The sequence below is a fragment of the Anaeromassilibacillus sp. 1001302B_160321_C8 genome, assembly GCF_015554745.1.
GTDB classification, from domain to species: Bacteria; Bacillota; Clostridia; order Oscillospirales; family Acutalibacteraceae; genus Anaeromassilibacillus; species Anaeromassilibacillus stercoravium.
Genome location: NZ_JADNJD010000011.1, coordinates 1 through 12,409 on the forward strand (window position 1 = coordinate 1; position 12,409 = coordinate 12,409).

Here is a 12,409-nt window from a genome sequence, read left to right on the forward strand (position 1 = left end):
CTTCCACCAGCGTCCAGTCCTCGCCAACGAGCTTGTAGACGAATACCTTCAGCACCGGCGCCAAGCGGTTCGCGCAGTCCTGCTTCCTGCCGTCCTGGGTGATGGTGATGTTGTCCTTCGTCAGGATCGGCTCGCCATCCGCACAGCCTTCGCCCAATTCCAGGGAAATCTGCACCTTGGTGGGCAGGGTGCCGTCGTTTGTGATGACGACCGGCTTAAAGTAGGCCGGGACAGGCTCTTTATAATCGCCAGGATATACGCCCGTGGTGTTGTCCTGCGTGACATCGTTGGTCCATTTGTCAGAACCATTGCCCGCCAGTTCCGCTTCAAAGTTGTCAAGCAGCATCGGGCGGAGATTATCAAAGGTCAAATCTGTGGACGCGGCTTCGCCCGGCTTCACACTGACATCCAGAATGCCGGCTGCAAAATTCGTGTTTACCTTTTCCGTATCTGTGAACCATGCCATTGTTCCTCCCGCCAATAGGCACAGAACCAGCAATACAGATATACCCGATAGAATCGCTCTGCTCTTTTTGGTCTTTTGCATGATGTTACCTCCATTTCATTTTCTAACCAGTTTGTCCGAACAAAAGGATTTTTCCTCTTTACGGGTATTTCGTGTCTAGTATAGCATAAAAGATCATAAAAAGATATACCAAATCTATAAATTTTAAATATTTTTTTCTCTTTGTTCTGTCTGTTTTCGTTAAGTTTCTACCTAATTTGAATCTCTGCCCTACGAATTTCGCGTTTATATTTACCTTTTTAGATCCTTTCCATTTCCTATTTATTCCTGAGAATCCCTTTGCCAACACAGAATAAACCGTTCAGGCATTTCCCTCTATCGAGCGAAAACCGTTGTAACATATTCTACAAACACAAAAAGCCCCAACCCTGGGAACTCCCGGGGTTGGGGCTTTACCGTTATCGGGAAAAAGCCTTCCCTTTTATTTCGATGTCCAGTCCACGATTATGCAATCGTCACGGCACAATGCTTCGTAGCGTTCTGGCCCGGCAGGGTGGTGTAAACGCCCGTGCTCTGGCCCGGCGTGCCGATGGCATAGACTCTGTAGTAGTAGTCGTTGCCGATCTTCGCCACGAACTGCGTCTTCAGCACTTCGCCGTTGCCGACGGTAAAGCTCGGCGTCATGGCGTTGCCGTTGACCACGGTCATCTTGAAGCAATACGCCTGGCCGTGCTTCAGCGTGAAGTTGACCGTCGTGTCGGAAACCACATAGGCGTTCGCCGCCACGCTCTGGCCTGCGGAGACAACGCCCGCTGCGCCGTACGCATTGCCAATGTTCGCGGACGTGCTGCCGCCGGAGCTGCCGGAGTTCGAGCCGCTGTTGTTCACTTCCACCAGGTTGGCCTTTGCTGCACGCGCCTGTGCGACCGCGTTATTCACAACAACCTGGCCCTCTTCTGCGTCGAGGGTCTCGTCCGCCAGCAGGGCCTTCAGGTTCGCGATCGAAGCGGCAACCGCTGCATAGCTCGTTGCCGTGTAGTCGGAAGCGTCCAGTGCTTCGAGCTCGTTCAGGATAGCTTCCAGTTCGCTCTTATCCGCCTTCTTGCGGAGCGCTGCCATGGCCTCGGTCAGCGTCTGTGCCGCCGCGTCGATCGTCGCCTGCGCGTCGTCCTTCGTCAGCGCCTTTGCTGCATCGAGCGCTGCCTGGAATGCCTCCTGTCCGTCCGGCAGGTACTTGCCCTCTGCGATCTCCGCCGCAACTTCTTCCGCCTTCTCGATCAAGCCGTTCAGGCTGCTGAGGTCGGAGGCGCGCACCAGGCCCTCCGCAGCGTTCAGCAGGCCGTCGTATGCCTTCGTGACGTCCGCTTCCAGCGGCTCGCCGTCTGCGATCACTTCCGCTGCCTGCGCCATTGCTTCTGCAAATGCCGCCCAGCTGTCGCTCGTGAAGTCGTCCTCCACCAGGCCGCTCAGCAGGTTATACAGCTCTTCCAGCGCGCTCGCGTCGCCCGCCTGGAAGTCCAGGTAGTGGATGACGTTCAGCAGGCCGCTCCAGGCGGCATCGATCTGCGCCTGGGTTGCCGCGTCGTCGGCCAATACCGCTGCCGCCGTGTTGTAAGCCTCCATGAAGGCTTCCTTCGCCGCGGTGACCAGCGAATCGACCGTGCCGTCGTCCACATAGGTCTTTGCATAGTTGTAGGTCTCTTCCAGGATGCGCTTGTCCGTCACTTCGAAGACAAAGTCCAGGTTGACGGCGCCGTTTTCGACCGTCGCCGTGTAGGTGTACGTATCGCCGCTGATGAGCTGCGGTTCGCCGCCGTTGATGGTCACGGAGCGGAAGTTCTTGCCTTCCACGCGCGGCGCAAAGGTCAATTCGGCTTCCGTGCCGTCCGCGACGTCCTTCATTTCGAACTTGCCGAGCAGGTCCGCAATCTTCTGCGGTTCGCCATTCACCGTCAGGGTGACGTCTTTATTGTTGTAGGTCGCCGTCAGGTTCTGCTCCTGCGGCTCTTCCGCCTTCTTGCCAAAGGCCTCAATTTCGTTGATGCAGGTGTTGCCCCAGGCGTGCAGGCCCTCTTTCAGCACCATCCGCAGGTCGGTGACGCCGGTCAAAGGCTCTTCAAAGCTGACTTCATGGCTCTCCTGGGTCTTATCGGAATATTGCCATTCCGCTGTGACGTCCTCCGCCACGGTCTCCCAGGTTTGGCCGTGATCTCTGGAAACTTGGTAATCCCATCTGATCGGGCCCTGCTGCGTGCCGTAGAACGTCCAGACAAGGACCTTTTCAAAGCTCTGCGGCTCGTCCCAGGAAAGGGTGATGAAGTTGTCCGGCGTTCCGTCGGGCGCGACGGTGAGGTGGGTCGTGGTCGAACCATCCAGGCCGTGGTGTCCGTCGATCAGGCCCATCGGGTTGGTCGCCGGGCCCTGGATGCGGGTCGCGGTGACGTTCGACGCCTTGCGCGCCACGTTCTCATAATCGCCCATGGTGGAAACCGTCACCGTATAATTGGTTTCGGTCGCCTGGTACTGCGATTTGACAACGATCGGGATGGTCTTTTCCTGCATAGCGCTGTCCATGGTCACGGTGTAGCTCTCGCCCGGAAGGACGCGGGTGCCGTTGACATAGACGACCGCGTGTTCGCTGTTCGCCGTCGGGGTGATGTCCACCGTGCCCGCCTGTGCGCCGATGTCCACGGTGTATTCCAGCACATCCGCCTGGAAGGACGGGCTCAGCTCGCCGTTGCTCACGGTCAGGCTGCTCAGGCTGGAATCCTTATCGCCATTCTCAAAGTCTGCTGCGTTCTCTTCCGTGGAAACCCACTGCGGCAGGCCCGCGGAAACCGTTGTGGACAGGTCGCCGTTGTAGAATTTCACGGTGACGTTGGTGTCCTGGTTGACCTGCACGCTGACGTTGGAGACGACGTCTTCCGCCGGCGTGATCACCAGGCCGCCGTCCGTCTCTTCCACGGTGCAGTTGTACGCTTCATAGGCGCCGTCGTCCTTCTGGAAGACATATGCCTTGGTCAGGGCGACTTCGCCCAATGCCTTGAACACCTCATGCACGTCGTTGTCGCACGCCGCGCCCTGTGTGACAGCGCCGCCCATGGCGGTGTAGCCCGGCACCCAGGTGTTCTTCGGTGCTCTCCACCAGTAGGAGATCATATCGACGTACTCTTCGCCGATGACCGTGTTGACATGCTTGCCGACGATCACATCGTCGTGGGAAGCTTCTTCATCCTTGACCCACAGGCCGGTGTTGCGGTACGGGTCTGCGATGAACGCCCAGCGGAGGGTGCCGTCGAAGCCCATCAGCTGTGCGCAGGAGCCCATGGCGTTCATGCCGCGCTCCAGGTACTGCTGGTCGCCGGTCAGTTCATACAGGTTGAACAGCGCATAGATGTTCCATGCGGACCAGCCGTGCGGCGAGTTCATCATGTTCGGGGAATCGCCGGTGAGCTGCATCTCTACGTCATACTGGGCTTCCCAGAAACGCAGGGTGCCGCCGTTCATGCGGGAATCCGGGATGATGGACTGCTGGTGCGAGGTGTGGTAATTCATGATCTTGAGCGCTGCGTTCGTATACTTTTCGCGCTCCGCAGACCCCTCCGGGAACATCAGGGCAAATTCGCTGAGCTGGGTCGCCGAGCAGGAGTTTGCGCCGTCCTCAAAGGTCTGCTGGCCCTCGGTCTCGAAGTGGCCGTCCAAGTTGACCAGGTTGTCCATGGCGCGGGTCACGGAAGCGAAATGGCGCTCGTAGCGCTCCGCCCAGGTTGCGCGGTCTTCTTCGGAGAGGCTCTCGTCGTTCATGAGGTCCTTTTCCACATAGATCAATTCCATGATGGACTTTGCGGGATAGATGACGGAGGTGTAATCCGTGCTGCCGTTGTAATAGCCGCCGCTCTCGCCCTGCGTGGTGAGCAGGAAGTCCGCCAGATGGACGGCGCTCTCCAGGTCGCTCATATTGCCGGAGCTCTGGTATTTATCGACAAAGACGCCCAGCATACCGGAATGGTTCTGGATACGGCTCTGCCAGGAGGTCGGCAGGTCGGTCGTCACGTCGTACATCAGGGGATAGATCTCTTCGAACTTCTCGTCGATCGCCATGTCCAGCTCCTCGTCCGGGAAGTATCTCTTGGCGATGTACGCCGAGTACAGGCCATACCAGGACTCTGTATGGGAGGTCGCCTTCTGCGGCGCTTCGACCGCTGCTTTGCGGGCCATCTTCGTGTACCAGGACCACGGCATCCGGATGGTAAACATGCCTTCCGATTTATAGCCGGCTTCGTTCTCGGCCCAGAGCTTATAGACGCCCTCTGCTTTGCCCTCCGCCTCGAAGGTGCAGGAATAGGTGTTGTCGCCGTTGTCCGTCACGGCCAAGGGCGTCTCGTTCCCGTCCTCATCGACGATCGTGACCACGCCGTCCTTCAGCGGGGACTGGGAATAGATGGTCACCTGGGAAACCTCATTTTCCGCCATGGTGTAGCGGTCTGCGTCGATGGTCGGGAGCATGGTGTTGTTGGAGATGGTGGGTTTGACCTCGTCGATCGCATTCAAATTCTCGACCGGCTTCAGATAGACGTTCCAGGTCTTGGTCTCGTTGGCTGCGAGGTGGTCCATCCCCTCCGGATGGCGCTCCGGCAGCTCGCCGGACTGCAAGACGTCCAGGGACGCCGTATAGATGCGGTGCGCACCCCATTCATAGTCCAGGGTATAGGAGGCCACGGGCGCGTCGGTCGCAATGGTCATCAGGCGGCCGGACGGGGGTGGAAAGGTACCCCCAGAGATGCGTCTTCTCGCAGCGCAGGAGCGTGGGGAAGAGCTGGTCGTTGTACTGCGGATAGCTCTCCAGATAGGTGTTGAAGCCCAGGTTCAGGGAGAGCTTGTCCACCGGCTGTTCGGTATCCTTATTGTTGGTCACCGAAGCGGTCACCACAAGCTGCTTCTGTTCGTCCACGGAATACCGCAGCGTGAAGGTCAGGTCCTCGTTGGAGCTGCGGGAACGGCCGGTATACGTGATGCTGCCGTCCTCCGCCGGGTCGCCGGAGGTCATCGCAATCTGGCGGCCGTTGTACTTCCAGATAAACCCGCCGCGGTCGTCCGTGCGCATCGGGATGGTGTACATCTCGCCGTCGATCAGGGTCTTCATGGACTGGATCTGGCCGCCGGTGTGGTCGATTTCCCACTCGTCCGTTGTGATCTTTTCGTCCAGGCTGACGGGGGCGGTATCGGAAAGCGTGACCGCCTGGATGCTCATGTTGCCCCAGTTTACGTCATAGCCGTGGGAGATCAGCACGCGCACCTCGACCTCGTCGTCTTCGCTGGGCGTATAATACTGGAGGCGGGCAACGTTGCACACAGCGGGGGTGCCCGCGGTCGTGACGCTGTTGCCATAGGTGGCGCTGTATTCGACTTCGCCGTTGACCAAGAGCTCCAGCGTGATGTCGGACGCCCATTCGCCCGTGTAGATGTTCAGGTACTTCAGATCCGGGCCGCCGGGTACGTTAAAGGTGACGCCGCTGCCCTCTTTGACAAAGACAAAGCCGTTGTGGGCGCCTTCCTCCGTCTCCGGGTCCACGCCGTCCGTATAGACGTACGCGGTCTTGGCGTCGCGGATCACCGGGCTACTCTGCTGCTCGCCAACCGGGGTCACGTTGGTGATCTGGGATTCCTCCACATTTTTCCGGTTGTAATCCGCAAAGCTGGCATTGTTGAAATAAGCCCAGTCGATGTTGCCCTCGCTGGTTAGGTCTGCGGAAACCGGCGCGGTGGAAACCTTGCCCGCCGCAACGGAACCGGTATCCTCCACCAATGCGTCGTTCAGGGTGATGGCGGAGACGGACATATTGCCCCACTGGCTGTCGTATGCCCTGGAAACCACCATCCGGACGCGCACCTCGTCGCCCTCATCCGCACAGCTGTAGGACAGCTGGAGCATCTTGTAGTCTGCGGGGGTGCCCGCGGTGGTGTCGGCGCTGCCATAGGTCTCTGCATAGACGCGTTCATCATTGACATAGACTTCCGCCGTGATGTCCGCGGCCCATGCGCCTGTATAGATGTTTACATAACGCTCTTCCTTGCTGGCCGGAAGCGTGAACTCCAAGCCGTTGCCCTCGCCGGTGAACACCAAGCCCTTGTGGTTGTCGTCCTCAACGGACTGTATGGGCGAAATGCCGTCCAAAAACACAAAGTTTGTCTGGGTGTTTTGGGCGACATAGTCCTGTGTTCCGATCAGCGTCGGGCCGCCGATCATGGGGTCCTCGGTATCCTTGCGGTTGAACGCGCCAAAATCGGTCTGGTCGAGCTGGACCCAATCGATCCCGCCCTGCTTGGTGAGGTTTGCCGTTTCGGGTGCGTCGAGCACCTGGCCCGTCACGAGCTGCTCCTCCTCCGGGAACGCCTCGTCGGTCAGGGCGATTGCCTGGATGCTCATGTTGCCGCTGCCGCTGCTGTCGTAGACGTCGGTAATTTCAGCGGTCACCGTGACCTCATCCTCTTCGGATTCGGTCTGATACGTAATCCAAGATACATAGCAGTCCGCTCCGGACGTTGTGTTCCGCTTTCCAAAGGAACGGGTGTACTGCTCCTCCCCGTTGATGGAGACGCGCAGCGTGATTTCGGACGCCCAAGAGCCGGTATAGACGCGCAGATAGCGCGGTTCCGTGCTGGCCGGGACGTGAAACGACACGCGGCCGCCCGTCCCGTTGATGACCTGGCCTTTGGTGTTGCCCTCCGGCGCGTCCGTATAGCGGAAATCGGTTGCGGTATCCCCGGCGATCTGCGCCAGCGTGCCGGACAGCTCGACATTGGTGATGCCGTTGTCCCCGTCCTTCTGCGGGCAGTTTTCCAGGGTTTTGTCGCTGAAATGGATCCATCCCAGCGGGCCTTCCTGCTCAAGGTCTGCCTCGGCCGGTGCTGCATGCAGCGAGCCGGTGACCTGGGTGTCCCCCAGTTCCCACACGGCGCCGCTGTCCAGGGACCCGCTGGCGGAATAATCCGCCGCCATCCCAACAGCGCCCGATCCAGATGTTGCCATCAGGGCGGCCAGCAAAAGAGCGGTCGCCCTCCGTTTCACCTGAAACATTTTTCTCCTCCTAAAATGACAATCTTCCTTGTTCCCCATTGGAACCTTTCTCTTCCACCGTGCCTTCTCCTTGCATCCCCCTTTCAAAACCCTTGCCGGAAAGAAGGCGATTCCGGCCTTTGCAATGGTCGTTCATCCCATTGTAAAGCAATACCAATTTAATACTTATTCCAATGAACTTAGTAAACATATTAAAACATAGTTCCCCTCCCTTGTCAATATTTCAACTGAAAATTCATGAATTGTTCGCATAACTTTTATTGTTTTCGCCACTTTAAAAGGGAACCCTATCTATTTCTGACATTTTTATGTATTCATGAATACAAATTATTAAAGTGAAAAAACGATTCAAATGTTAGAGATACCCCGCCCACTGTCCCATCCATAAAATCCGAAATAGCGCTTGACAATGCCGCACTGAAGTGATATATTTATCACATAAGATACAAATATATCACACGGAGAGGAGAATCCCCTATGAAACTTCCGGAATTGTCCATCACCCGCGCCAAACAGCTGGACGTCGTGGGCGGCGCGCTGATCCTGTGCTTCCTGCTGCTGGGAAAATGGCCCTTTGAAAAACCTACCTGGCTCCGCGTGGCAGCCCTCTGTGTGGCCGTCGTGGTCATCATTGGCACCCTGCTGGTGGCATTCCTTCCCCGGGAAAAGATGGATGAGCGCGCGGTCAAAAACGAGCGGCAAGCCAACTCGATCATCTGCAACCTGCTGTATGTCCTGGCGGGCGTTGTGTTGGCGTGCACAGTGTTTGCCGGGGACTTCGCGATTGCATCGTACGACCTGGCCCTGGGCTTTGTGCTGCTTTGGCTGGGGCGCAGCTCGCTGTTCCTCGCGCTGGAACGCTTTGGAGGTTGACCATGCTCAAGACAAAGATCCGGGAGCTCCGCATGGAGCGCCACATGGAACAGAGCGAGCTGGCGCGCCTGGTGGACGTCCGGCGGGAGACCATCGGGCGCTTGGAGCGGGGGCAGTACAACCCCTCCCTGAAGCTGGCCATGGACATCGCAAAGGTTTTCCACACCACGGTGGAAGACATCTTCGTTTTCACCGAGGAACCCGAAACAAAGGGCCGCGCTTGAAGCGTTATGCGGCCCACATCCAGCAAGCAACCCCCTGCCAGGGGCATGTTCCCTCTGGCAGGGGGTTGCATCTCTTTTTTATAAAGCCAAGCCGCTTTTACCGCTGCGGGTTCCCGGCCTCTGTTTTTGCGTTGCATTTCGCGGCTTCTTCCCGCAGCACGTTTTCCACAAATGCGGCCGGAAGGGTGGAAAACGCATGCGGCGGCTCTGGGGGAGCAAAGGGGGGCGACAGCCGCTTTTCCATCACGATCATATCCCGCCACTGCCCAAACTTGTAGCCTGTGCGGGGATAGAGGGCGGCCCGCTCAAACCCCAGCTTCGCATGCAGCCGCTCGCTGTTATCGTTTGGCACGGTAATCAGCGCGTAAAGGGTGGAATACCCCTGCTCTTGCAGGAACGCGATCAGGCAGGTATACAGCGCCCGCCCAATCCCCCGTTGCTGCGCACACGCGGCCACGTAGACGCTCAGCTCCGCGTCCCACTGGAACGCCGCGCGCTCGTGGAAATGGGACGCATATGCATACGCCTGCGGCTTCCCGTCCACCTCGCAGACCAGATAGGGGAATTGCTCCTGCGTTTTCCGGATGCGCCGGGCAAACTCCGCGGCGTCCGGCGGATCGTATTCAAAGGTGATTGCGGTGTCCCGCACATAGGGCGCATAGATCCCCGCGAGGGCGGCCGCATCCTCCGGCCGGGCCTGCCGGATGCAGCACACGCCTTTGCCTGGGTTAGACATTGAACCGGAACAGGACGATGTCCCCATCCTTCATCACGTAGTCCTTTCCTTCGGAGCGGACCAGGCCCTTCTCCTTTGCCGCGGCCATGCTGCCGCACGCCATCAGGTCGTCAAACGAAATAACCTCCGCGCGGATAAAGCCGCGCTCAAAGTCGCTGTGGATCTTGCCGGCCGCCTGGGGCGCCTTCGTGCCCTTCTTGATGGTCCAGGCGCGCACCTCCGGCTGCCCGGCGGTCAAGTAGGAAATCAATCCCAAGAGGGAATAGCAGGCGTTGATGAGGCGGTCCAGGCCGGACTCCTGCAGGCCCATGTCCGCGAGGAACATCTCCTTCTCCTCCGGGTCCATCCCCGCGATCTCCGCCTCGATCTCCGCGCAGATCGGCAGCACGCCGGCGTGTTCGCTGTCTGCAATCTCCTTCACCTGGTGGAAATAGGCGTTGTTCTCAATGCCGCCCTTGAAGTCGTTTTCGCTCACATTGGCGGCATAGATGACCGGCTTGTTGGTCAGCAGCGACACCGTGGAGAGCAGCTCCGCCTCCTCCGGGGTGCATTCCACGCTGCGCGCGGACTTGCCCTCGTCCAGCGCTTCGCGGACCCGCTTGAAAAAGTCGAGTTCCTCCTGGTATTTCTTATCCGCCTTGAGCATCTTCTGCGTCTTTTCGATGCGGCGGTCGAGCACCTCCATATCGGAGAGGATCAATTCCAGGTTGATGGTTTCAATATCGCGCTTCGGGTCGATGCTTCCCTCGACATGGACGATGTCGTCGTTGACAAAGCAGCGCACGACATGCACAATGGCGTCCACCTCGCGGATATTGGCGAGGAACTTATTTCCCAGGCCCTCGCCCTTGCTGGCGCCGCGCACCAGCCCGGCGATGTCCACAAATTCAATGGTTGCGGGCGTGTATTTTTCCGGATGGTACATCTCCGCGAGCTTGTCCAGCCGCTGGTCGGGGACAGCCACCACGCCGATATTCGGCTCAATGGTGCAGAATGGATAGTTTGCGGACTGCGCGCCCGCATTGGTAATCGCGTTAAACAGGGTGCTTTTGCCGACGTTCGGCAAGCCCACGATTCCTAATTTCATATATCTCCACATCTCCTTTATTTTCAAGGGTTTGCGGCCTTTAGGAGATGGCTCATACACCATTTCTACACCATTTAGGCCGCGCTATCTGATTTCTTGGTGTTGTCACCCGCTGAAGTTTGCTCCAGTTGGGTGTTTGCTGGATCGCCCTGCTCAAACTGCCGCACTCCCGCCACCAAGGATTCTTCGGTTACATGAACATACCGGTCCATGGTAGTTTTAATGCTGGCATGCCCCAAAAGTTTTTGAAGTGTCTTGGGAGGCATCCCGCGTTCGATGGCGCGGGTGGCATAGGTGTGCCGCAGGGCGTGCATACAGAACCGCTCGATCCCGTTCTCATCACAAATCTTATAGAGGTGGGTATCATAACTGCTGTTCTTGCTCGGCTCGCCGGTTCGGAAGTTGATGAATACCAGATCTCCCAGAAAGAACTTCATCTCCTTACCGGTTCGGCGGTCAATGTAGGTTAAGGTTTCAGACAATAGCGGCGCCTGTTTGCGGAAGTTGCGGGTGGCATGAACGGCCTTCAAAATATCATAAGCCCGTTCCGTCAACGGGATGGTTCGGTAACTGGACACGGTTTTAGGTGGACCCGCCCGCCAATGCCCCTGCTTGTGCCGATACTCCAAGGTTTTGTTGACGGTAAGCGTCCGCTTCTTCCAGTCAATCGCATCCCAAGTCAAGCCAATCATTTCGCCTGTCCTCAGTCCGGTTTCTAAAATAAGCGCGTACTGATAAAAATTATGGGTGCTTCGTGCCGCGTTCAGAAACCTTTCCTGTTCCTCGATGGTGAGAAAATGAATGTCATCCGCCGCCCGGACAGGCTTGGTGTATCGTACACCATCCATCGGGTGTGCGTCAATCATGTGATTCATTTTGGCCGCCTTAAACATGGTTCCCATGGCAATATAGGCTTGACGGATCGTGGAGCCGGCATATTTTTTCTCCATACGGTTCAGCACAATTTTGCAGTGCATAGGCTTCACATCAACGAGCCGCATATCCCCCATAACTGGTTTGATGTTATGCACATAGCGATCTCTATAATTCCGTTTGGTGTTGGGGGATAACCCTTGGAGAAGTTCTGCCTGCCAAAACTCAAACCACTCGTCCACCGTCATATCAGGAGATGTGATCGGCTTTCCGTGTTTATCCTGATAGCGAGCATCTTCCAGCCAATTCCGCGCATCGGGAAGTGTGGCAAAATATCCATCCCGGCGTTTCCCGCTTCTATCTACAAATCTCGCGTAGTATTGACCATCCTTTCTTTGGCAAATGCCTTTTCCGCATTCTTTTCCTTTCAAATTTTTTCCCATTCGGTGAACTCCTTTCCTGCCACGAGAAAAAGAGCCAATGCAACAACTTGATTGTATCACAAAGGCTATTATTTCTCAAGGAAAACTCCGCGAGCCGCTGCCATCAAATAATCAACTTTTTGCTGATAAATTCTTCAAATTCTTTTCGTTTTACCAACTTTTTGGTGCCAACATAGAGAACAAATGGACAATTCGGTTCCCGAAGCATTTTTTCGATTTTGTTTATACCGATATTGCTATACTCAGCCGCTTCTTTTATCGTTAAGGTCATCTTCAGATGAATTGGTATTTTTTCATATTCCATATAAGCTCTCCTTTCCAAGAGATAGAAGCCGTTCCTTAAAATATGAGATGTTCCCCCACCAGCCCATTTCCTGCGCCATTCTTTCAGCCGCGTATTTGCAGGCTGCCGCTATGCGGCATTTCGGCTGCGGGCAGGCTCGGCCTGTTGGCGTCATGGCCTGCTGTCCGCAGCTCCTGTATAACCTCTGATGGGGGGCTATGAAATTGTCAAGGTACCAAAAAAGCAAAAGGATCGCCTGGGCGGGTCCTTTTGCCTTATAAAAAGAGAATTGCTTCGCCATATTCCCCAAATCAACCTTGACTTTTTTAAAACATACTATATACAG

Annotated in this window: 9 protein-coding genes; 2 read left to right on the top strand and 7 right to left on the bottom strand. The window is 56.7% G+C overall.

The genetic code is table 11. The annotated features are described in order from the left end of the window. From I2E77_RS08665 to I2E77_RS08675, 3 genes are all read right to left on the bottom strand, one after another. The coding region (locus I2E77_RS08665; protein WP_243252576.1) for a TasA family protein at nt 1-547 on the bottom strand (547 nt) is incomplete at its 3' end. 423 nt (nt 548-970) lie between these two features. After that, nucleotides 971-5,209, bottom strand: coding sequence for a cadherin-like beta sandwich domain-containing protein (locus I2E77_RS08670; protein WP_195451043.1), 4,239 nt, complete (start codon nt 5,207-5,209; stop codon nt 971-973). Beyond that, nucleotides 5,160-7,544, bottom strand: a complete 2,385-nt coding sequence (locus I2E77_RS08675; RefSeq protein WP_195451044.1) for a hypothetical protein — start codon at nt 7,542-7,544, stop codon at nt 5,160-5,162. Before I2E77_RS08675 ends, I2E77_RS08670 begins: the two co-directional genes overlap by 50 nt. Before the next feature lie 477 nt (nt 7,545-8,021). Here I2E77_RS08675 and I2E77_RS08680 point away from each other — a divergent pair, with 477 nt between their 5' ends. After that, nucleotides 8,022-8,417 carry a hypothetical protein gene (locus I2E77_RS08680; protein WP_195451045.1) on the top strand — a complete coding sequence of 132 codons (396 nt, stop codon included), beginning with the start codon at nt 8,022-8,024 and terminating at the stop codon, nt 8,415-8,417. Next, on the top strand, nt 8,414-8,641 hold the full coding sequence (locus tag I2E77_RS08685; protein WP_419761417.1) for a helix-turn-helix transcriptional regulator: 228 nt from the start codon (nt 8,414-8,416) through the stop codon (nt 8,639-8,641). The genes I2E77_RS08680 and I2E77_RS08685 overlap by 4 nt, the downstream gene beginning before the upstream one ends. Nucleotides 8,642-8,738: 97 nt before the next feature. Here I2E77_RS08685 and I2E77_RS08690 read toward each other — a convergent pair whose 3' ends face one another. The 4 genes from I2E77_RS08690 to I2E77_RS08705 form a co-directional block, all read right to left on the bottom strand. Then, on the bottom strand, nt 8,739-9,377 hold the full coding sequence (locus tag I2E77_RS08690) for a GNAT family N-acetyltransferase (RefSeq protein WP_191448948.1): 639 nt from the start codon (nt 9,375-9,377) through the stop codon (nt 8,739-8,741). Beyond that, nucleotides 9,370-10,464 carry a redox-regulated ATPase YchF gene (gene ychF / locus I2E77_RS08695; protein ID WP_087235045.1) on the bottom strand — a complete coding sequence of 365 codons (1,095 nt, stop codon included), beginning with the start codon at nt 10,462-10,464 and terminating at the stop codon, nt 9,370-9,372. Before ychF ends, I2E77_RS08690 begins: the two co-directional genes overlap by 8 nt. Nucleotides 10,465-10,538: 74 nt before the next feature. Beyond that, on the bottom strand, nt 10,539-11,780 hold the full coding sequence (locus tag I2E77_RS08700) for a tyrosine-type recombinase/integrase (protein ID WP_087235044.1): 1,242 nt from the start codon (nt 11,778-11,780) through the stop codon (nt 10,539-10,541). Nucleotides 11,781-11,883: 103 nt separating this feature from the next. Then, a complete protein-coding gene (locus I2E77_RS08705; protein WP_087235043.1) occupies nt 11,884-12,084 on the bottom strand; it encodes an excisionase in 201 nt (66 codons plus the stop codon). Nucleotides 12,085-12,409: the final 325 nt, after the last annotated feature.